Origin of the sequence: Rhodococcoides fascians A44A (genome assembly GCF_000760735.1) — a bacterium.
GTDB lineage: Bacteria > Actinomycetota > Actinomycetes > Mycobacteriales > Mycobacteriaceae > Rhodococcoides > Rhodococcoides fascians_E.
Genome location: NZ_JMEX01000008.1, coordinates 1,454,407 through 1,475,387, shown reverse-complemented (window position 1 = coordinate 1,475,387; position 20,981 = coordinate 1,454,407). Strand labels below are relative to the sequence as shown.

Below are 20,981 nucleotides of genomic sequence, written 5' to 3'. Positions count from 1 at the left end.
CCGCCCCGAACACCGGGGCGGAGCCTCATCTTGTATGTACGACCATCTCTGGTGGAGCTGAATTTTCGGTGGAGCTGAATCTTTGGTGGAGCTGAGGGGAATCGAACCCCTGACCTTCTCGATGCGAACGAGACGCGCTACCAACTGCGCCACAGCCCCTTTTTGCGATCCTTGCGAACCGCTGAGCAACCATATCAAAGGCGCGTAGGCGTCATGCTCCCGAGGCGCGTCGGATGTCGTCGTCCATCGAACCTTGCTGCTGGAACGGCTCGTCGTAGTGGTCCAGATGGTCGAATTCCGGGTCCTCATCGTCGATTTCGAGGACGACGGCACCCGGTCGCTTCAGACGCTGCGGTACCAGTTTGAGCTCGTCGTCCGTACGAGACTCCACACCGAGCCTGGAGCGGCCCATGCGAGTCATGCGTCGGCGACGGATTTCCTGCTCGATCTGCACCTGACGGCGGAGGTAGTAGAGGTACCCGACCAACGACAGCACTGCCAGACCGCACGCCCACCACAGCATCGGCGTGAGGATCACGGCTAGCGCGCCGGTGGTGATGGCCGCGAAGACCAACCCGAGCACTGCGCGCTGACGGAACGAGTACCGAGCGGCGCGCGCGATGGCGTCGGCCTCGGGATCGAATCCGCCGCGCCCCCGGCGGTTGGGAACGTAGTCCCGCTCGTCGGCGACGTCCGTGTCGTCCATGTCGGGATCTGCGTGAGTGTCCATACGGTCCTCCGCCTGGGTGTTCGGGTGTTCGCGACCGGATGGGTCGGTGTGCTCGGTGCGCCGCCCGAAGACGACGCTTGCCGGAGCGGATACGCGCTCGTCGTGTTCGGGCCGCCAGTCCGGGTCGCTGGCGTGGCCGGTTGCCGGTCCGCGTGCCGTCCGCTTGGTGCCGCCGCGATGGAGTACGCGGGTGGCCAAGGCGACGTCGGATGTCTGCATGATCCGAGGACGCTTGCTCGTCATCATCGGGAGCAGAACGAACACCCAGATGGCGACCAGACCGATCCAGATGATCGAGTTGGGCATCGCGCGCGTTCTCCTTCCGAGGCAGATCCGGTTACATCGGTGACTGGATCAGGCTATGCGGAAGAGGTGCCCTTACCGCGGAGACGCGCCGACCCGAATTACACACACGTCACTTTAGTCACAGGAGTCTCGAGCCGTCAGCGGAGATGCTCACGCCCAGGCAGCTCGGCCTGCCCGGACCAATCGATCCGCGACCGTCCCCTGTACCTCGGTGGACGTCATGGCCACCAGAACGTGGTCGCGCCACCGTCCGTCGACATCGAGGTAGTTCTTCAGCAAGCCCTCTTCGCGGAACCCGACGTTGCGTAGCACGGCCTGGCTCGCGTGGTTCTCCGGCCGCACCGTCGCTTCGACTCGGTGCAGGCCGACGGGGCCGAAGCAGTGGTCCAGGCCCAGCGCCAACGCCGCCGTCGCGACGCCGTGGCCGTTGACTTCCTTGGCGACCCAGTATCCGATCCACGCCGATCGGAGCGCCCCGCGGACGATGTTGCCGACGGTGAGCTGACCGCAGAAATCGCCGTTCAGCTCGATCGCCATCGGCAGCATGTGGCCCTTGCGGGCCTCCGACTTCAGACCGGACACGAGGCCTGGCCAGGCGGAGATGTGGTGGCGCGCAACCCATGCGCCTTCACCCGTGGGCTCCCACGGCTCGAGGTGTGCACGGTCGGCAATCCTCGTCCGACTCCAGGATGCACCGTCACGCAGCCGCACCGGGCGGAGCGTCACCGTTCCGGCCGACACCGTCAGAGGACCCAACTTCGCCGGCCACCCAGGGTGGCTCGACCACGTGCGTGACATTTTTCGATATTAGGCGCCCTGCGTATGTGAGTGGAAATGCGTCCCCCAGGACGCATTTCCACTCACCTGGAGCTCTATCCCCTCTGCGCCAGGAAGGACACGTCGACCTCTTCGCCGGTGCGGATTTCGGTGACGTCGGGGTCGATGACGACCAGACAGTTGGCCTCGGCGAGGGTCGCCAGAAGGTGAGACGACGCTCCCGGCGCTCCCCCGAGTGCCTGGACGAGGTATTCACCGGTTTCCTCGTCGCGCATCAGCTGGCCGCGCAGGAATCCCTTGCGATCCTCGATGGACGTGATGGGGGCGACGGTGCGTGCGGTGACGGTACGGCGCATCGGCTGTCTGCGTCCGAGCGCAATACGAATGAGCGGCCGGACCATCACCTCGAAGACCACCAGCGCGCTGACGGGGTTCGCGGGCAGCAGGAAGGTCGGGACCTCGTCCCGTCCGAGCTGGCCGAAGCCCTGAACCGATCCGGGGTGCATGGCGACACGTTCGACTTCGAGATCGCCCAGGTCCGAGAGTGCTTCGCGTACCGAGTCCGATGCACCGCCACCAACCGCGCCGGCGATGACGACGATCTCCGAGCGGATCAACTGACCTTCGACCACTTCTCGCAGTCGCTTCGGGTCGGTGCTGACGATGCCGACGCGGTTGACGTCGGCACCCGCGTCTCGGGCCGCGGCGGCCAGTGAATAAGAGTTGACGTCGTAGACCTGCCCCGGCCCCGGCGTCCGGTCGGTGTCGACGAGTTCGCCGCCCACCGAGATCACGGACAGCCTGGGGCGCGGATGGACCAGCACCTTGTCGCGCCCGACGGCGGCGAGCAGGCCGACCTGGGCAGCGCCGATGATGGTTCCGGAGCGGACGGCGACGTCGCCGGGTTGCACGTCGTCGCCGATCTTGCGGACGTAGTCACCCGAACGCACCGGGCGATACACCTTCACCCGTGCGTGCCCACCGTCGGTGCGGTCGAGCGGTAGCACCGCGTCGGCGAGCGTCGGCAACGGTGCGCCGGTGTCGACGCGGACGGCCTGCCGTGGCTGCAATCGGATCGGTTGACGCGAACCTGCGCTCACCTCACCCACGACGGGCAGGGTGAGTTCGATCCGCTCGTCGTCCTCGTTGCGGAGGTCCGTGCCTGCCTGCGCGACGTCGACGCTGCGGACGGCGTATCCGTCGATGGCCGCCTGGTCGAAGCCGGGCAGGGGGCGCTCGGTGACGACTTCCTCCGCGCAGAGCAGGCCCTGCGCTTCCGAGATCGCGACCCGAACAGGCCGCGGTGCAACTGCCGCAGCAGTCACTCGGGTCTGCTGATCCTCAACCGAGCGCATCTGGCCCTTCCTCCGATTTTCACACTTCGCGGGCCTACTCGTACTTCGTGAGCTGCGGCGCCCAGTCGTCACTCAGACGCTCGGTCAGCCACTCACGCAACGCCGGACCGTAATCATCACGTTCGAGAGCAAAGTCAACCGCAGCGCGGAGGTATCCTCCGGGATTTCCGAGGTCGTGTCGGGGTCCGCGGTGGACGACGACGTGGACCGGGTGTCCTTCTTCGATGAGGAGGGCGATGGCGTCGGTCAGCTGAAGTTCGCCGCCCGCACCGGGCTCGATGCGTCGGAGTGCGTCGAAGATCGCGCGGTCCAGCAGGTAGCGGCCCGCCGCGGCGAACAGCGACGGCGCGTCTTCTCGGTTGGGCTTCTCCACCATGCCGGTGACCTTGAGCACGTTCGGGTTGACGGCGTCGGGAACCTTCTCGACCTCGAAGACGCCGTACGCGGAAACGTTCTCTTCAGGAACCTCGAATGCGCACAGCACCGAGCCGCCGCGCTTGGCGCGGACGCGCGACATGACGTCGAGAACGCCACGAGGAAGCACCAGGTCGTCGGGAAGCAGCACTGCGACGGCGCTCTCGTCGTCGTCGAGCACTTCCTCGGCGCACGCGACAGCGTGGCCGAGTCCGAGCGGCTCCTGCTGCACGACCGACTGGACGTCGAGAAGCGCGGGTGCCACACGAACCTTCTCGAGCATCTTGAGCTTGCCGCTGGCTTCGAGCTTCGTTTCCAGGACGAGGTCCTCGACGAAGTGTGCGACGACGCCGTCCTTACCCGGCGATGTCACGATCACCAGACGCTGCGCGCCGGAGTCGGCAGCCTCGCCGGCGACCAGCTCGATTCCTGGCGTATCGACGACGGGCAGCAATTCCTTCGGGACCGTTTTGGTGGCGGGAAGGAATCGGGTTCCCATTCCTGCGGCGGGAACGATCGCCGTTCTGAAATGCCGTACCGGACCTGTCGACGCGTCTGTCATATTGCCTACCCTATCCATGCTCGCTACGGATTCGCTCCGCGTGTGATGGCTGTTTCCCGTTGGTGCTTAAGCTGAAAACTTATGACGAATGGTGAATTCCCGACGCCTGTGTCCAAGGACGCGTGGCGACGTCATGTCTTGAATTCTCGTCGCGCTCTCAGCGCCGAAGTTCACGCCGAGGAATCCAGGAAACTCTGTCATGCCGCGGCTGATTCGGCGCGGGGAGCGAGTGCCGTGGCTGCGTACGTGCCGGTCGGGAGTGAACCGGGCTCACTCGATCTGCTCGACGAACTTCTACATCGAACCCCCCAGGTTCTGGTCCCGGTCGCGAGGGAACCGGGGCCGTTGCACTGGGCAGAATACACAGGTCGGGGCAGCCTTCGGGCGGCTCCCTACGGATTGCTCGAACCGAGCGGTCCGGTGTTGAACCCGGAGTCCGTGACGCGGTGTTCGTTGGTGTTCGTGCCCGCTCTCGCCGTCGATTTCCGGGGCGTTCGGCTGGGCCGAGGTGCCGGTTTCTACGACAGGACGCTGGACTTCGTCGAACCAGGCGTTCCGATCGTCGCGATCGTGCGCGACGGGGAACTGGTGGAGAAGTTGCCCGAGGAACCGCACGATCGTCGCTCGACGCACGCGCTGACACCGGACGGAGGCCTGGTGGAACTCACTGGGGAATAGTCGGCCGAATGGCTTCGTTGGCAGTCATGACTGTAGAGTGCCAATGCTCTCTCTTTCACCGATGGAGTGGACCAGCGCGGAGGATCATCGATGCCCACATATTCGTACGCCTGCACCGAATGCGACAACCGATTCGACATCGTGCAGTCCTTCAGTGACGACTCCCTGACGGTGTGCCCGGCCTGCTCGGGCAAGCTGCGCAAACTGTTCAACTCTGTCGGCATCGTGTTCAAGGGCAGCGGATTCTACCGAACCGACAGCCGGGGCGGATCCAGCTCGGTGAGCGAGAGCGCAGGCGAGTCCAAGAGCGACTCGTCGACCAAGACGGAGACCAAGACGTCGTCTACCAGCGATTCCTCGTCCTCCAACTCCAGCACGACCACGTCGAGCACGCCGTCGAAGGCTGCTGCCAGCTCCTAGTTTTTCCAGTTGTCCACAGGCTCCGGCTTCATCCACAGCCGGGGCCTGTTTTCGTCGGTGTAGGACTCCGCGGTCGCTAGCGTGACCGACATGCCGCCTTCCCGTGATCGCCGCCGGTCCTCCGGCCGGCACCCGTCGAAACTCTCTGCGTCCTCTCGTCTCGACGCCACCCTGCTCGATCGCCTGTCGGCTCGGCCGACCTGGATGCACGCTGTTCTGCTCCGCCGCATTGCGGCGGGCGTTCTCGCCGCCTGCGCTGTGGCTCTGTTCGCGCGCGACGCGGCGGCCGACGATCATGTCGTCGTGGTCGTCGCCGCGCGGGATCTGACGCCAGGAGTCCAGTTGACGGTCGACGACGTGGAACTTCGTGAGTACGCACCGTCGTCCGTGCCGGACGGTGCGATCACCGATGTCGACGACGCGTCGGCCCGCACACTCGCCGGCCCGATCCGTGCCGGTGAGCCGTTGACAGATGTGCGCTTGTTGTCGTCGCGCCTGGCCGAGGCCATCACCGAGTCGGCGGACGCACGAGTGGTTCCGGTTCGTCTGGGCGATCCCGGCGTGACCGAATTACTCCGATCCGGAGATGTCGTCGACGTTCTGACCGGCGGCGACGGTGGCGACGACAAGTCGCCCCGCATTCTGGCGAGGGAGGCCGTAGTCGTTCTCGTATCGGCCGACACCCCACAACAGCGCGGCAGTGACCGTGTGGTGCTGATCGCCATGTCGGCGGAGGACGCAACCACTGTTGCCGGCGCGTCGTTGACCAGCTCGCTTGCGGTCACCTTGAGGTGAGGCGATCAGCTGCTGGCGGCAAGCCCCGGATCGGACTTCGCGGGAGGCTTCACTTCTTCGTCGTGAATCGGAGCCTGCTGCGGCTCCAACTTGCCGACGAACGTGGCGTGATCGGTGAACACGAGAGCGCCGATCGTATCGGTGAAGACGACGCGGACCCCGTACACGTCGGCGCCGTCGGAGGCCTCGTACGTCTCGATGAAGACGTCACTGTGCAACGTATCGTCGGCGCGCATGGGCCGGTGCTCCACGATGCGCTGGTCCGAGAGGTGAAGCACGTAGGAGTCGAAGTCGGCGAAGACGTTTCGCATGACATTGAGGGCCGCAGAGGTACCGAGATTCCGGTACGCCTCGTCGCGGTGGGCGTAATCCCCCACGTCGGCACGCGTCGGGAAGAGCCAGAGCAGCGCGGACCGATCGTCCTGCGCGATGCCCGGATCGTGGAACAGCGACAGGCGGTGCCGCTTGCCGATCTGAGCGTCGATCCAGTCACGTGACGGTGCAGCATCCCCTGCTCTGTGACGACCCATAACGGGGATCCTATCGTGCGAGGTCACCGCATACTAACTCTGTTAAAAATCACAATCACTTTTCTTACCAGGCGGTAGATACGCCTCTGCCGGAGACGCTCGAGTGTGCGTCACCGGCAGAGGCGAGAAAAGCGACAGGTCAGCCGATACTGAAAGGCTGTCCCCACAGTGTCACCGTGGACGTGACCGCGTCGTTGTCGATGGTGACGTTGACGTAGGAACGCGCCTCGGCGAATCCTGCGCAGCCCGAGACACTCAGAGTCTCGTCGGCGTACGTGTAGCCGCCACCGTTGCCGGAGAAGTCGAAGCTGTTGGACGTGTCCGTGGCAACGGTGACGCCGTCGATCTTGGCGCTGGTCTCGTCGGCGACCAGTTTGATGTCGTTGAGCTGACCGGGAGCCAGGTCCAGGTTGACGCCTGCGCCGATGTCGTAGGTGTTCGGCTGCGTACGGGTGATCTCCAGATCCAGCGTGCCCGGGGGCAGGCTGATGGTGTTGCCCTGGCCGAAGGATCCTTCGACGCCGCCGCTGATGCCGGCCGCGAAGTCCACCTGGCATCCGACGAGGAAGCCTGGTTCGATGGAACCGCCACCGGGGTTGGAGGTTTCGACGGTGTAGTTGCCCGTGACCCACACGTTGCGCTGGGTCGGGGTTGCGCCCATGGAGGGCGAGATGAGGCCGCTCTGGCCGAATCCCTTGATGGTCACGACGGTTCCGTCGATGAGCGTCTTCGAGATCTCGTTGTCCGCGAGCGGCACGAAGGTGTCTGCGTTGGCTGCACCGGCCGACCAGAAGCCGAGTGCGACGGCTCCTACTGCACCCAGGGCCGCGATGCGTGCGGCTGCGCTCTTGTTGTTCTTCACGTTGGTCTGTTCCCCTCGTAAGTTCTGCGAAGTCGTTCGAGCGTCAGCCGAGGCTGAACGGCTGGCCGTAGAGCGTGCCCTTGTAGCGGTAATCGCCGGTCAGCTCGAGCGTGGTGTACGAGCGGGCCTGGGCGTACCCACCGCAGTTCTGCACGGAGATTGCGACGTCCTGGTACTGGACTGCCGTCGTGCCGCCCTTGACGTCCTTCGATGCGATCTCGACTGCAGCGACTTCGCGGTCCTTCAGCGGAACATCGAACGAGAAGCCGCCCTCGATCTTGTTGGTGGTTTCACCTTCGCCGCCGATGAGGAACGGAATCGGGAACAGCGTGATGATGTTGGTGTTGCCACCTTCGATGCCTGCACCGAGGTCGAACCCGAGGTTGAGGTCTTCCATGTCCAGCTGGCAGCCGACGAGGTACCCGGTTTTGAGCGTGCCGGTGGCACCCTCGGGAACCTCGGACAGCGCAGTGCCGGTGGCCCACGCGTTCCGGTTCAGCCCGTTGAAGGCGATCTGCGGAGCGACCTTCGCGGACTCGTCGAAGTGGGCGATCTTGTAGGGCCCTGCCACCTTCTCACCGTTGGGGAGGGGCACGAAGGTTTCGGCATTGGCCACCCCGGTGGACATCAGCCCGACGGCCATCGATGCGGCTGCACCGAGCGCCGCAATTCGGCCGATTCGGCGCAGCGCCGTGAAACGAGACTTGTTCATAATTCCCCTCGTTGAAGCAACACATCGAGTCGTTTCGCAGGCTCCACTCCTGCCGAATCCGACCGCCTCGACTTACATCACCGAGACTCATTCCTGGGGAAGGATACGGGATGAAAAGCCCGTAGTCATTAACAACTTCGAATGATTTTTGTGTGTAACCCTCACATACGCGCACATTCAATCACTTCCGACGTCCGACAGATCCGCTTCTCGGTCGACTAACGTCTTGCCTCAGTACACAACGCGCACGTCCGATCGAAAATGAGGAGGGCTCATGCTCAAGGGATTCAAGGACTTCCTGCTCCGAGGAAACGTCGTGGACCTCGCCGTCGCGGTTGTCGTCGGCGCAGCGTTCACCGCGATCGTCACCGCATTCACCACCAACATCGTCAACCCCCTCGTTTCCGCCATCGGCGGCTCCAACGAGTACGGCTGGGGCTTCCAAATCACCTCCAGCGCCGAGACTTTCATCAACGTCGGTGCAGTGGTGACCGCAGTCATCAACTTCGTGATCATCGCGGCCGTCGTCTACTTCGTCCTCATCCTGCCGGTCAACACGGCCAAGAAGCGGTTCGTCAGTCAGCCGGAGAAGGAACTGAGCGACGTCGACGTCCTCGTCCAGATTCGCGACATCCTCGCGGGCGGCACCGACGTCGGCCGTAAGCTCTCCACTCCCGCGGACACCACCGGCGGTAGCGGCGAAGCCATCGGCGACACCGACGAGCCGAGCGGTGGGGCGCACAGCAAATCCTGATCCGAAACCGAGAAGGCCCGTAGTTCCGAAACAATTCGGAATCTACGGGCCTTTTCCATGGTCTAAATCAGCGACCTTGCCACGAATTCATGACCGAACTAGTCGATGAATCAGCCGAGGATCTGCGGATCGCCGTAGGACACGACGTAACTTCCGCTGTCCGATGTCACCCTTACGAACGGACGCACAGTGAGGTTGCCCAGGACGCCGGTTGCCGTTCCATGAATACCCGCGAACTGAAGTTCGCTGAGCGATCCCGCGACATCTGCCGACGCGATCTCGACCTCCTGGGTACCGGGCCCGGGAGCGATATTGAGCTGTCCGCCGGCCTGAGGCGCGGTAACGACAAGCTCACCCTCGGCGGTCGTTGTTGTGGTCGTAGTCGGCCCAGCAGGCTCCTCTGCAGTGACCTCGACGCCCTCGTCACCCGGTTCCGTTGTGTCTTCTGGATCCGTTGTGTCTTCTGGATCCGTCGTGTCCTCTGGGTCCGTCGGCTCGGTTGGGTCCGTCGGCTCGGTTGTGGTCGTCTTCTGTGTGATCGTGGCCGTCGCGGTTGGGGTATTGAACGACACCGTGATCTCGCCACCGATACTCATCGGGTAGGCGAATTGGTATCCCACACTCACGGTTCCGGAGAAGTCATCGGCCCCGGCGCCGAGAGCCGCGACAGAGATTCGTCCGTTGTGGAACCACTCGCGCGTCAGCGGGCTGCCGTCGAGCGGCACTACACCATTGATGTACGTGTCGGACTGAGTGACCTCGACGGTGGCTCCGCTGCCGTCTACGAATGAATCGACTCGGTTGACGTCCGCCTGCGCTACCCCAGATCCCAGCACGGACGCCAAGACTCCAGTGGATACGACGGCCACCGCGCGTGAGCGCGCACTGAAATGCATTTTCAAAACACTCCTCATCCCGGACATTAGGATCCGGCATTCGACACGGCCGCCACATTCTTGCCCGGCCGACTGTAGTTACCTCTACATTGAGATGCGCTTACATTACCCTAAAGAAGGGTCAATAGGTGCGCTACGAAACCGGTTCAGTCAGTTGAACGACTGGAGCGGGAACTCCGCCAAAGTGATTGCGGCTCCATCGCTTTCACACGAGGCAGCAACCGCTGCGGAGTTATCGACGAAAGCTTGGCCGGACTCGCTGTCGACCTCGGTCAATTCCAGAGAATCGGCGGGGAGCGCTTGAACAAGAGTCTGGATGCCTGTTTGCACAGTGCCCGTTGCTTGCTCGCCGATCGGCCCCAGCTTGGCGATCGATGCATCCTTCTCAGCGGTCCATGCATCGACGTCACCTCCCACCGGTCCGGCTTTGGTCAACTCGGTCAACTCGTCGTGGGCGCCCGCGAACTGGGTGCACGCATCAGCGTTTACGGCAGAGGCGGATTCACCGCTGTCACTACTACATCCGACCAAGGCGATCATCGCGGTGACAGCGACCGCGGAGATCAATGTGGAACGCATCGAGTATCAGCCATTTCCCGTGCCGAGCAGGCACACCGCACCTGCCGCACGTCATCGTATTCACAAGGGAGCAAACGCAGATCGGGCCCGGCCGGAAAACTCCGGACGGGCCCGATCAGAAGGTCAGCGAGTCAACGCTGGGTGAAGCAGTAGATCAACCGACCGAGATCAGTTGAAGGTCCACGGGACGCCGTAGGTGACGGCAACGTCACCGGTGGAGCTGGTGACCGAGACGTACGGGCGAACGCGGACGTTGCCGAGGATGCCGGTTGCGGTGCCATGTGCGTTGGCAATCTGGATGGTGCCCGAAGCGCCTTCCGCGTCAGCTTCCTCCACACCCTGGATGGCGCCCGATGCTGCGGTGGCGTCGACAATGCCGGGTCCCGGAGCGATCGAAGCAGAGAAGCCTGCCTGCGGGAGGATGTCGCCGATTCCAGCTTCGACGCCGTCACCGTTGAGGGTCAGGTCGAGCGAAGGAGTCGAGTAGTTGAACGTGATTTCGCCACCGAGGCTGGCCGGGTAACCGACCTGGTATCCGACAGCGACCGTTCCCTCGAAGTCGTCGGCGTCAGGTCCGGTAACTTCCCAGCCTGCAACGCCGTTGGCGAACCACTCACGGGTGAGCGGGTTGCCGTCGAGCGGCGGGACACTGTTGATGAAGGTGTCGGACAGCGTCACGGTGATGAGGTTGCCGTTGGCATCCACGACCGAGTTGGTGCTGTCGACTGCAGCGGATGCGGTTCCGGTACCGAGTACCAGGCCGACAACCGAAGCGCCGGCGACTGCCACAGCGCTCATGGACTTGAGTCCCCGGCTACGCCGCGACTTCTGGATCTCCGTCATTTACTTCCTCATCATGTTCAGTCCCAGCGCGTTCGCACGGGAAGCTTGTGGCTTTCACCCTCGGGTCATGACGGCAGCAATGCCGAGAATCCCCGAGCAGAACTAGATCCTTGGATCAGGTTCGTATATCAGTTCTGCCAGCCGCGTCCGGAGCGTGTTGCTCGCACCCGGTCTGCCAGAAGCTGAGGGGAACATTAGAGGAGTTGCCGGATCGTGACAATCCCTACGATTGCCCGTCGTACATGCCCGAATCGTGATGTGTTTCGTGCATGTGAACCGTTTTCACACCATACCGGACAGTAACCCCGGTCACACCCATCGCCGCCGTTGTCGATCCGTTACAAACCTCACTGCGGCGTAAACACGCGCTGATATGGGAAGACGCTCGAGTAACACGGCGCCCGCACCGAGACTGACGATCGAGCACTAGGTTTCGAATCGCGCTGATTGGAAGTCCAGCAGTGCGTATCGGACATGAGCGGACGCTAACGGCGCGTAAACGAACTACTAACAGGACTGTGATTCACACATAAAAATGTGTTGTGGATCACATCAGAAGTGGTGGGGTGGACGCTCGCGTTCGAACCAATCGGCCGACGTCCTGGACGTCGACTCACTCCGATCGTCGGCCGTCTGTTCCGGAAGAACGTCGCCGAAAACACGAGCGAGCCGGGCCCGTTGCGCACGGGCCCGGCTCTCAGCGTCCTGCTCTGTCTTGTCCTGCTCTGCCCTGTTTGTCGCGGGCTTCTCGTCCTCAGGCATCGGCGATGCTCAAGCGTCCAATCCGGACAGCTCGGTGATGACCTGAGCGGCCAGCGGAGTCAACGTCGCCATACCGTCGCGGATAGCCGCTCGCGAGGACGCCAGATTGACCACCAGAGTGCTTCCCGATACCCCCACGAGACCACGCGAGAGGCCGGCGTCGAGTGAACCGGCCGCGAGACCCGAGGACCGCAGCGCCTCGCTGATGCCCGGAATCTCGCGATCCAGCACCTCGGCCGTGACGTCGGGAGTCACGTCGCGGGGCGAAACACCGGTCCCGCCGATGGACACCACCAGATCGACACCGCCGATCACCGCAGTATTCAGCGCGTTCCGAACGTCGACCTCGTCCGACGTCACCGCGACCACCCCGTCGACCAGGAAGCCCGCCTCGGTGAGCAGCTCCGTTACCAACGGACCCGTCGAATCCTTCTCGTTGCTGTGTGCGGTCCGATCGTCGACGATCACGACCAACGCCCGCCCGGCCAGAGGTGCCTCGTGTTCCATACCGATAACCGTAGTAGTAGAGCCCGCTCCCGATTCACGCTGTGCGTAAATCGTTGCCACGGTTGCCAGACGTTCGGTGTCGATCGGCATCATCGACCACCGGGGAAGCCGGGGATCTGCAGAGGCGATTGCGACTCGGACGGCGCCTGCACCGCTGCCGTCTGCGGCTCTGCCGTTCCGAGCGTCACGTCCACGGTCTTCTCGCTGGCGCCCTCGGTGTAGGTGATCTTCACCGAGTCTCCCGGTGCGTGCGAGCGCACGGCTGCGATCAATGCATCCCCGCTGGTGATGACGCGATCGTCGACCTTGGTGATGACGGCACCCGTCGGGATCCCGGCTCCTGCCGCAGGCCCGCCTTCGGTGACCTCGACGACCGTCGCACCGTTCGCGTTGTCCTGAGACGGCACCTGCACGCCGATCATCGCCTGCGTGGCCTTGCCCGTCGTACTCAGTTCGTCGGCGATGCGTTTTGCCTGATCGACCGGGATCGCGAAGCCGAGGCCGATGGATCCGCTCTGCGATCCGCTCGACTGGCCACCGCCGAGTGTCGCGATAGCGGTGTTGATGCCGATCAGCTGACCCTCGGTGTTCACGAGCGCGCCACCGGAGTTACCGGGGTTGATGGCCGCATCCGTCTGGATGGCGTCGATGACGGAGTTCTGGTTACCGGATTCACCGCTCGTCGAGACCGGGCGGTTGAGCGAGGACACGATGCCCGTCGTGACGGTTCCGGCCAGGCCCAGTGGCGAGCCGATGGCCACGACCTGCTGACCGACCTGGAGGTTCGACGACGTTCCGAGTTCGATCGGCGTCAGGGCCGTGCGACCCTCGACCTTGATGACGGCCATGTCCGAGACCGCATCGGCGCCGACGAGCGTCGCCTGAGCCGTCGAACCGTCGTTGAAGGCGACCGTGAGCTTGCCGTTGGCTCCGGCGCCCGTCGCCACATGGTTGTTAGTCAGAATCAGACCGTCCGACGAGAGAATCACTCCGGAGCCCTCGCCCTCGGCCTGACTGCCGGTCACCTGGATCTGCACGACGCTGGGCAGGACCTTGTTCGCGACGGCCTGGATAGAGCCGTCGGGGATGTTCGCTGCGGGCTGAGCGGCCGTCACCGTCGAGTTGAGGGAGTTGGTGGCGTTGCCGGATCCGTTGCCGCCTCCCGCCGCGTAGACACCCACTGCCCCGCCGATACCGCCGCCGACCAGAACCAGTGCGATTGCACCCGCTGCGATCGTCGCCCGGCCCGGTCGCCTGCGCAGAGCGGGCGGAGCCTGCACCGGAGCGTCGTGCTGCGTCGGAGCTGCATGAGCCTGGTTGTACCCGTAGCTCTGGGTGGGCGCCCCCTGCTGGTACGGATTGTGGCCGTACGACGGAGCGGCGTACGGGTTGTGCGAACCCGGCTGCCCCTGCTGAGTCGGGAACTGCTGTGTCGCATGCTGATCGGACTGCGGAGCCGGATTCTGCCGCGTCGGATTCTGCTGGGCAGGATCGTGCGGGGTCGTGTTCGGCTCGGAGTCGTTACGATCGTCGGTCATCTGCAGTCGCTTCTTTCACTAGAAACCTCGCGTGGTGCGAAGTCACCCGCTCTGTTGTCGACTACATTGCCAATCCGTACTGAGAGTGCGCTGAGATGCGCCTATCAGTTTCCCATGACTGTGCCGTCGGAATCGCCCTCTTCGGCCGCCACCAGGTCCGGTGCCGATTCCCCCGGCAGAACGATCCGAATGAGCGCACCTCCGCGCTCCGACACCTCGACGCCGATGGTTCCACCGTGCTTGACGACGACCTGGCGCACGATCGCCAACCCGAGACCGGAACCCGGCATGGACCGCGATGCCGTCGAGCGATAGAACCGCTCGAACACCAATTCCCGGTCCTCCTCGGGAATTCCAGGGCCCGCATCGTCGACGGTCAGCTCCATCAACCCGTCGCCGATCCTGCGCATGACGACACGAACTTCACCGCCCGCCGGACTCCACTTGGCGGCGTTGTCCAACACGTTCAGAACCGCACGTGACAATCCGGCCTGATCGCCGTAGACGAACCACGGCTCCAGCGTCGCATCGAAGTCGATTTCATTGCGGCGACGCCTCGCTCGCTCGAGACTCCGCTCGACGGCGTCGGCCAGATCCACCCGCTCGAACACCGTCTCCGGTGCGTCCTCCCGAGCCAGATCCACCAGATCACCGACCAGCGTGGACAACTCCTGAATCTGCGCGACGACGTCCGTACGCAGCTCTGCCATGTCCTCGTCCGGAATCGCCGGCGCCCCGGGACGGCCGGCAGCGATCAACAATTCCATGTTGGTCCGCAGCGACGTCAGCGGCGTACGCAACTCGTGACCGGCGTCGGCGACCAATCGGCTCTGCCGCCCACGCGATTCCGCCAACGCACGAAGCATCGTGTTGAAACTCGTCGTCAGCCGGGCCAATTCGTCGTCGCCGGTCACGGGAATCGGCGTCAGATCATCCGTCCGCGCAACCCGTTCCGCGGCAGCGGTCAGGCGCGCAATGGGTCTCAACCCGGTTCTGCCGACAGCCATGCCCGCACCCGCCGCGAGCACGACGCCGAAGCCGCCGACGACCAGAAGCACCCACGCCAGCCGGTCCAGCACAGCACCCGTCGGCGACAGTCTTTGCGCGATGACGATCGCACTGCCGTCCTGTGCACGCTGACTCAGAACACGCTGATCGTCGACCGTGCGCAAGGACAGATCCGTCCGCCCCTCCGCGACAGCGATTTCCGGCTCGCCGATCGGCACCTTCGAACCCGGCGGCACGTACTTGCTCAGGTCCGGAAAGACAAGCGCGACGGACACGTCGGTGCTGTAGAGCGTCGCGCCGGCAACGTAACGAGGGTCGAACGTGACGATGTTGCTGTTGATCAGAGCGTCCGCGCGGGTGCGGAGCTGACTGTCCACGTCGCCGTACAGAGCCCGCGAGACCACCGCGTACGCCGCGATCGCCATCACGGCCACCGCCACAGCCACCACCGACGCCGCCAACAACGTCACCCGCCAGCGCAAGGAGACCGTGCGAGTCAGCGGCATCGGAGGACGCATCGCGGCCGGATCCGACGAACGCTGCCCTGCCGTCGAACGCTGACCGAAGGGGGCGACCATCACGGAGGCGTCTCGCGGAGAACGTAACCGACGCCGCGGACAGTGTGGATCAACCGAGGCTCACCCTCGGCCTCGGTCTTACGACGCAAGTAGCCGACGTACACCTCGAGAGCATTGCCCGACGTCGGGAAGTCGTACCCCCACACCTCCTCCAGGATGCGGCTGCGAGTGAGAACCCGACGCGGGTTCATCATCAACATCTCCATCAACGAGAACTCGGTACGTGTCAGACTGATCGACCGCTCTCCGCGGGTGACCTCACGGGTCACGGGATCGAGCGACAGATCAGCGAAGGTCATCGCCTCCGATTCACCCTCGGCGTCCATCGCCGTCCGACGAAGCAGCGCACGCAAGCGCGCAAGTAGTTCTTCGAGCGCGAAAGGCTTGGGCAGATAGTCGTCGGCGCCGGCGTCGAGGCCCGCGACGCGCTCGGACACGGAGTCACGCGCAGTCAGCACCAGGATGGGCAGATCGTCGCCCGTACTGCGCAGCCGACGGCACACTTCCAACCCGTCCAACCGCGGCATCATGACGTCGAGAACCAAAGCATCCGGGCGAGCCGCAGCGACTTTCTCGAGCGCATCGAGCCCGTCGACCGCCAATTCCACCGTGTACCCGTTGAAGGTGAGCGATCTCCTGAGCGAGTCCCGGACTGCTCGATCGTCGTCGACAACCAAAATGCGCATTGTCATAGTTTGTCCTGACGGACTGAGATATGTCTGAGAAGGGGTCTAGTCCACACTCGGCAAGCGCCGCGCAATGGGCAGATTCCATCGTCGCCACAGAGCCAGCACCCGCAGACCCGTCGCAATGATCGTGCCCGCGACCAGGCCCACGTTGTCCGGAAGGCCCGACCCCTCGACTATCGCCACCACCGTCGACCCCAGCAGAGCCGGCACCGCATACAAGTCCCGGCGCAGCAGCAGCGGAACCTCGTTGACGAGAACATCACGGATGACGCCACCGGCCACAGCCGTCGTCGCGCCGATCAAGCATGCCGACAGCGAGCTGCCACCGGCAGCCAACGCCACCGTCGCACCCGTCGCCGCGAACAGCCCCATCCCGAAGGCATCGAACAACAGAACCCCACGCCAAATCCGATTCATCACCGGATGCGCCACGAACACCACCAACGACGTCGCCAGAGCAACCGTCACATTCGGCCACTGATCCAACGACGTCGGCGGATGAATGCCCAGCAGCACGTCGCGAATTATGCCCCCGCCGATACCCGTCGTGATCCCGACAACGCACACCCCGAACAAGTCCAACCGCTTACGAACACCGATCAGCGCCCCGGACGCCGCAAACGCCACAATCCCCACATACCCCAGCACCTCGACCAGCACGGGACAAGCGTCGCACGACTCCCTACAGGCGCCGAAATCTTCCCCGTTCCGTCACCGCGACCGGCCGTGCGGTCGGGGGGTTTCGTCGCGACGACCTAGAGTTCACTGAGCCGGACTGTTCCGTCCTCGTCCACGCTCCAGCCGGGGTTGTGGCATACCTCCCAGATGACGCCGTTGGGATCGGCGAAGTGGCCGTTGTACCCACCGAATGCAGCTTTCTGCGGCTGCTTGATCAAGGTCCCACCTGCGTCGACGGCTGCCTTCACCACTGCGTCGGCTTCGGCGGGCGAGCTGACGTTGTGGGAGAGTGTCAACCCGCCCACCGTTGCGGGCCCGTCGTTCCGCCCGAGGTCCTCGGTGAATTTCTGTGCGTCGAACAAGCCCAGAACCAAGCCCGACGCGATCTGGAAGAAGATGATCTCTCCCGGTATATCCAGAAGAGGTGTCCACCCGAGGCCGTCGCGGTAGAACGCTCGGGACGCATCGACGTCGGGAGTAGCGAGTGTCAGGAAATGTACGCGCTGATCCATGCACCCAGTCTGACGCCTCCGGCCCGGTCTGGCAGGCTTTCCACGGTCACTACCGAAGAGAATGCAGGTGAGAAAGTTGCCGATCGTCGACAACGCGGTCTATGTCGACGGCAAGCGTGCCGTCACCCCGGACAACCTCGACAGCACGTACGAGGCCATGCGGGATCGACACGGCATGGCGTGGATCGGCCTCTACCGACCCGAGGAAGAGGAGATCAATTCGGTTGCAGCCGAATTCGGACTCCACCGCCTTGCCGTCGAAGACGCCATCGCCGCGCACCAGCGCCCCAAGCTCGAGCAGTACGGCGACCAACTCTTCGTCGTCTTCAGGCCCGCCCGCTACATCGACGAAACCGAGAAGGTCGAGTTCGGTGAGCTGCACGTCTTCCTCGGACCGGACTTCGTCGTCACCATCCGCCACGCCGAATCGCCCGAATTGTCCGCCGTCAGATCGCGATTGGAAGCCGAACCCGAGCTGCTGACGCTCGGCACCGAAGCCGTCATGTACGCCATCCTCGACCAAGTCGTCGACGAGTACGAGCCCGTCGTCGAAGGGCTGCAGAACGACATCGACGAAATCGAGGACCAGCTCTTCTCCGGCGACCCATCCGTGTCCCGACGCATCTACACGCTCTCGCGTGAAGTAGCCGAATTCCAGCGCGCAACCGAACCATTGGTGTCGATGATCGAAGCCCTGAAACGCGGCAACAACGAATACGAACTCGACGTCGAACTCAAACGATCCCTCCGCGACGTCCTCGACCACTGCGTCCGCATCACCGAACGCGTGGAAGGTTTCAAGGCGACGCTGCAGAACGCGTTGCAGACCCACGCCACACTCGTCGCGCAGCAGCAGAACGAAGAAATGCGCGCCATGACGCAGGTCAGCCTCGATCAAACCGAGCAGACCAAGAAAATATCGTCCTGGGGCGCAATCCTGTTCGCTCCCTCGCTGATCGCCGCCATCTACGGGATGAACTTCGAGGACATGCCGGAGCTCAAATGGCACCTGGGATATCCCATGGCCATCCTCGGCATGGTCGTCCTGTCCTCCGTCCTCTACCTGGTCTTCAAACGCCAGAAGTGGCTGTGAGCGGAAATATAGGCCAGGGGCAGGAGCGGAGCCTGCGGAGTGACCAGACTGCACTACATTTCCGCTCACTTGGTCAGGTGCCCTTGACGTTGAGGATCTGCCGCAACTCGTGCTCGACCTCCACGAGATCGACCGCGTCGGCCATCACGATATCGATGTCCTTGTAGGCGTCGGGAATCTCGTCGACGAACTCCTCGCCGTCACGAAACTCGATACCCACCATCCGATTCCGCAGATCCTCCACCGTGTACCGCTTCCTGGCCTCGGTCCGCGAGAACCTCCGCCCGGCGCCGTGGGGAGCCGAGCACAGCCCGGCTGCACTCCCCTTACCCACGACGACGTACGACCTCGTCCCCATCGAACCTGGGATCATCGCTTTGACGCCCTCGTGAGCATCCACCGCACCCTTACGTGTCAGCCACACGTCCTTGTTCCCGTGCCGTTCCTTCACCGTGTAGTTGTGGTGGCAATTGACCCTCTCGATCTCACCATGATCAGCGACGCCCATCCACCGCGCGAACACCGCACCGAACCGGTCCATCATCTCGGCCCTGTTGAGGTAGGCGAACCGCTGCGCCCACTTCAGATCCCTGATGTACTTACCGAACTCGGGAACCCCCTCGGGGATGTAGGCGAGATCCTTGTTCGGCAGATCGATCCACCACTGCTTGCACAACCTCTGCGCGACGGCAATGTGCTTCTTGGCAATCTTGTTCCCTACGCCACGCGACCCACTGTGCAGGAACAACCAGACATGGTCGGTCTCGTCGAGGCACAATTCGAGGAAGTGGTTGCCCGATCCGAGTGATCCGAGCTGCTCACGCCACTTCGGTGAATGCGACAGGTCGACGTCGTTCGCCGCCGCGAGGCCCTCCAATTCGGCCAACTTCTCGGCCGTGAAGTCCCACGCGTCGACACCGAGGTTGTAGTTGCCCATCGACAGCGGAATGCTCGTCTCGATCGCGAGCCGCAGCTTCGACAGGTCGCGTCCCTCGAGATCGGACTTCGTGAATCCAGTGCGTACACCGATCATTCCGCAGCCGATGTCCACCCCGACAGCAGCCGGAATGACAGCACCGAGCGTCGGAATGACGGTCCCGACGGCACTGCCCATTCCGCTGTGCGCGTCGGGCATCAGTGCGACGTGCGGGTGAACGAACGGCATCGACGCGGTCTCTCTGGCCTGCGCCAGCGTGTTGTCCTCGAGATGAGAAGCCCAATTGAGCAGCTTCGAGCCCACCTTGTTCGGGGGCATGATGTGTCCTTTCAGCCCCCTCGCACGGAGGAGGCGTTATTCGAAAAGTCGTTTCACGAACGGAACGGAATCCGCCTGTGATTGCAGTAGTGCACCGCTGTGATCCGTCGGGTACGTGTGGAGCGTGACGTCCTGACCGTTCGACTTCATCTGAGCAACCAGTGAAAGAGCAGCAGGCGCAGGCACATCCACGTCCGTCAGACCTTGGCCGATGAAGACCGGTCGGTCGTAGCCGGAGACGGGCACGCCCATGTAGTCGTTCAACAGACCGTAGAAATTCGGAATCTGGTTCAACGGTTTGGCAAACAGATCACCGGAGACGGTGCCCACGAACTCGTCCTCAGCATCGAACACGCAGACCCTTTCCGCGCGGTCGACCAGCTGTCTTCCCTGTTCGGTGAGGTACGAGTCGAGGTCGATCTCCGGATGCGCATATCGCAGACCCGCCAGGATGTACAGCAGGTACGTCGTCAGACCCTTGCCCGCGGCGACCGGAAGAACTCCCGGTCCCAGCGGCAGAAGTGCCAGCTCGATGTTCGCCGGCACCCCGGTCCCGACGGCTCCGCGGTAATCCAGCTCGGGGCCACCGTATTCCGTCGCGTATCGGGCAGTGGTGATCGCTGCGCCACCGCCCTGGGACTGGCCGATCACTACCCACTTGTTCGACAACGACGGCTCGACGGATCTGGCCGCCTTCACCGAATCCACGACACTGTGTGCAGACACCTTGCCGTCGAGATACGGCATCAATCCAGGCGTGCCCAGGCCGACATAGTCGGTCGCGGCAATCGCGTATCCCTGCTCGATCCACGTCGACAAGTAGCCGAAATCTCGCTCACGGTCGGCGGGGCCGACACGGGACGGCGCACACTCGTCGGCGAGACCCGAAGTGCCATGAGCCCAACCGACGACCGGCCAACCACCCTCGGGCGCCGGTCCCTCCGGAACGAAAAACGTTCCACTACTGAGCGCCGGAGCACCGTCGGATCCGACAGTCCAGTACGTGATGCGCTGCGCCTCACCGGTTCCGGGAATCCACAGATCAGTGGGCAGCGGGGACGTCTCCACAATCGTGCCGGGCGTCCTGTCCACCGGCTCTGCGGATGCAACAGCACCTGCCACGGTGCACGCAAGAACAGCGCACGTCA

The 20,981-nt window shown here is 63.7% G+C and carries 23 protein-coding genes and 1 tRNA gene; 5 read left to right on the top strand and 19 right to left on the bottom strand.

Going from position 1 to position 20,981, the window contains the following annotated elements; translation table 11 throughout:
• Nucleotides 1-83: 83 nt before the first annotated feature.
• From BH95_RS19235 to BH95_RS19215, 5 genes are all read right to left on the bottom strand, one after another.
• A tRNA-Ala gene (locus tag BH95_RS19235) sits at nucleotides 84-159 on the bottom strand.
• Between the two features lie 52 nt (nucleotides 160-211).
• Complete coding sequence (gene sepX, locus BH95_RS19230; protein ID WP_037161492.1) at nucleotides 212-1,036, bottom strand: divisome protein SepX/GlpR; 825 nt, start codon at nucleotides 1,034-1,036, stop codon at nucleotides 212-214.
• Between the two features lie 150 nt (nucleotides 1,037-1,186).
• Nucleotides 1,187-1,834 carry a GNAT family N-acetyltransferase gene (locus tag BH95_RS19225; RefSeq protein ID WP_019664514.1) on the bottom strand — a complete coding sequence of 216 codons (648 nt, stop codon included), beginning with the start codon at nucleotides 1,832-1,834 and terminating at the stop codon, nucleotides 1,187-1,189.
• Between the two features lie 74 nt (nucleotides 1,835-1,908).
• Nucleotides 1,909-3,168: a molybdotransferase-like divisome protein Glp gene (gene glp, locus BH95_RS19220; protein ID WP_020111413.1), complete on the bottom strand. Its 1,260-nt coding sequence runs from the start codon at nucleotides 3,166-3,168 to the stop codon at nucleotides 1,909-1,911.
• A gap of 34 nt (nucleotides 3,169-3,202) precedes the next feature.
• Nucleotides 3,203-4,144, bottom strand: a complete 942-nt coding sequence (locus tag BH95_RS19215) for a UTP--glucose-1-phosphate uridylyltransferase (RefSeq protein ID WP_019664512.1) — start codon at nucleotides 4,142-4,144, stop codon at nucleotides 3,203-3,205.
• Nucleotides 4,145-4,225: 81 nt separating this feature from the next.
• On the opposite strand from BH95_RS19215, the gene BH95_RS19210 reads away from it, so the two are divergent.
• The 3 genes from BH95_RS19210 (at nucleotide 4,226) to BH95_RS19200 (ending at nucleotide 6,037) form a co-directional block, all read left to right on the top strand.
• Nucleotides 4,226-4,822, top strand: coding sequence for a 5-formyltetrahydrofolate cyclo-ligase (locus BH95_RS19210; RefSeq protein ID WP_170947600.1), 597 nt, complete (start codon nucleotides 4,226-4,228; stop codon nucleotides 4,820-4,822).
• Between the two features lie 90 nt (nucleotides 4,823-4,912).
• The gene (locus BH95_RS19205; protein WP_027498745.1) at nucleotides 4,913-5,242 is read left to right on the top strand and encodes an FmdB family zinc ribbon protein; all 330 of its coding nucleotides are present in this window, start codon (nucleotides 4,913-4,915) and stop codon (nucleotides 5,240-5,242) included.
• 81 nt (nucleotides 5,243-5,323) lie between these two features.
• On the top strand, nucleotides 5,324-6,037 hold the full coding sequence (locus BH95_RS19200; protein WP_037183561.1) for an SAF domain-containing protein: 714 nt from the start codon (nucleotides 5,324-5,326) through the stop codon (nucleotides 6,035-6,037).
• 5 nt (nucleotides 6,038-6,042) lie between these two features.
• Here the strand turns inward: BH95_RS19200 and BH95_RS19195 are convergent, their stop codons facing one another.
• The 3 genes from BH95_RS19195 to BH95_RS19185 all read right to left on the bottom strand — a co-directional run bounded on the left by BH95_RS19195 (nucleotide 6,043) and on the right by BH95_RS19185 (nucleotide 8,141).
• Entirely contained in the window at nucleotides 6,043-6,567 is a 525-nt protein-coding gene (locus tag BH95_RS19195) for a hypothetical protein (RefSeq protein WP_019664508.1), read from the bottom strand.
• Between the two features lie 139 nt (nucleotides 6,568-6,706).
• Nucleotides 6,707-7,429 carry an MspA family porin gene (locus BH95_RS19190; protein WP_037143901.1) on the bottom strand — a complete coding sequence of 241 codons (723 nt, stop codon included), beginning with the start codon at nucleotides 7,427-7,429 and terminating at the stop codon, nucleotides 6,707-6,709.
• Nucleotides 7,430-7,472: 43 nt separating this feature from the next.
• Complete coding sequence (locus BH95_RS19185) at nucleotides 7,473-8,141, bottom strand: MspA family porin (protein WP_033190755.1); 669 nt, start codon at nucleotides 8,139-8,141, stop codon at nucleotides 7,473-7,475.
• Between the two features lie 274 nt (nucleotides 8,142-8,415).
• On the opposite strand from BH95_RS19185, the gene mscL reads away from it, so the two are divergent.
• Nucleotides 8,416-8,895 (top strand): large conductance mechanosensitive channel protein MscL, encoded by a 480-nt coding sequence (gene mscL / locus BH95_RS19180; RefSeq protein WP_019664505.1) that lies wholly within the window; start codon nucleotides 8,416-8,418, stop codon nucleotides 8,893-8,895.
• Between the two features lie 110 nt (nucleotides 8,896-9,005).
• On the opposite strand, the gene BH95_RS19175 is transcribed toward mscL, so the two are convergent.
• The 9 genes from BH95_RS19175 to BH95_RS19130 all read right to left on the bottom strand — a co-directional run bounded on the left by BH95_RS19175 (nucleotide 9,006) and on the right by BH95_RS19130 (nucleotide 17,485).
• On the bottom strand, nucleotides 9,006-9,791 hold the full coding sequence (locus tag BH95_RS19175) for an MspA family porin (RefSeq protein WP_157773097.1): 786 nt from the start codon (nucleotides 9,789-9,791) through the stop codon (nucleotides 9,006-9,008).
• Nucleotides 9,792-9,941: 150 nt separating this feature from the next.
• Nucleotides 9,942-10,370 (bottom strand): hypothetical protein, encoded by a 429-nt coding sequence (locus BH95_RS19170; protein WP_037183559.1) that lies wholly within the window; start codon nucleotides 10,368-10,370, stop codon nucleotides 9,942-9,944.
• 168 nt (nucleotides 10,371-10,538) lie between these two features.
• The gene (locus tag BH95_RS19165) at nucleotides 10,539-11,213 is read right to left on the bottom strand and encodes an MspA family porin (RefSeq protein WP_052060082.1); all 675 of its coding nucleotides are present in this window, start codon (nucleotides 11,211-11,213) and stop codon (nucleotides 10,539-10,541) included.
• 771 nt (nucleotides 11,214-11,984) lie between these two features.
• Nucleotides 11,985-12,482 carry a MogA/MoaB family molybdenum cofactor biosynthesis protein gene (locus tag BH95_RS19155; RefSeq protein ID WP_019664499.1) on the bottom strand — a complete coding sequence of 166 codons (498 nt, stop codon included), beginning with the start codon at nucleotides 12,480-12,482 and terminating at the stop codon, nucleotides 11,985-11,987.
• An 89-nt stretch (nucleotides 12,483-12,571) separates the two neighbouring features.
• A complete protein-coding gene (locus tag BH95_RS19150) occupies nucleotides 12,572-14,020 on the bottom strand; it encodes a S1C family serine protease (protein WP_080738037.1) in 1,449 nt (482 codons plus the stop codon).
• Nucleotides 14,021-14,124: 104 nt separating this feature from the next.
• The gene (locus BH95_RS19145) at nucleotides 14,125-15,606 is read right to left on the bottom strand and encodes a HAMP domain-containing sensor histidine kinase (RefSeq protein WP_037183555.1); all 1,482 of its coding nucleotides are present in this window, start codon (nucleotides 15,604-15,606) and stop codon (nucleotides 14,125-14,127) included.
• A complete protein-coding gene (locus BH95_RS19140; protein WP_170945144.1) occupies nucleotides 15,606-16,298 on the bottom strand; it encodes a response regulator transcription factor in 693 nt (230 codons plus the stop codon). The genes BH95_RS19145 and BH95_RS19140 overlap by 1 nt, the downstream gene beginning before the upstream one ends.
• Before the next feature lie 39 nt (nucleotides 16,299-16,337).
• A complete protein-coding gene (locus tag BH95_RS19135) occupies nucleotides 16,338-16,955 on the bottom strand; it encodes a trimeric intracellular cation channel family protein (protein ID WP_019664495.1) in 618 nt (205 codons plus the stop codon).
• A gap of 95 nt (nucleotides 16,956-17,050) precedes the next feature.
• Entirely contained in the window at nucleotides 17,051-17,485 is a 435-nt protein-coding gene (locus BH95_RS19130; RefSeq protein WP_037183553.1) for a VOC family protein, read from the bottom strand.
• Nucleotides 17,486-17,546: 61 nt separating this feature from the next.
• Here BH95_RS19130 and corA point away from each other — a divergent pair, with 61 nt between their 5' ends.
• Nucleotides 17,547-18,578: a magnesium/cobalt transporter CorA gene (corA, locus tag BH95_RS19125; RefSeq protein ID WP_208601181.1), complete on the top strand. Its 1,032-nt coding sequence runs from the start codon at nucleotides 17,547-17,549 to the stop codon at nucleotides 18,576-18,578.
• 73 nt (nucleotides 18,579-18,651) lie between these two features.
• On the opposite strand, the gene BH95_RS19120 is transcribed toward corA, so the two are convergent.
• Nucleotides 18,652-19,833, bottom strand: a complete 1,182-nt coding sequence (locus BH95_RS19120) for an RtcB family protein (protein ID WP_037183552.1) — start codon at nucleotides 19,831-19,833, stop codon at nucleotides 18,652-18,654.
• Nucleotides 19,834-19,869: 36 nt separating this feature from the next.
• Nucleotides 19,870-20,981, bottom strand: a 1,112-nt coding sequence (locus tag BH95_RS19115; RefSeq protein WP_037183550.1) for a lipase family protein, incomplete at its 5' end; no start/stop codon positions are given.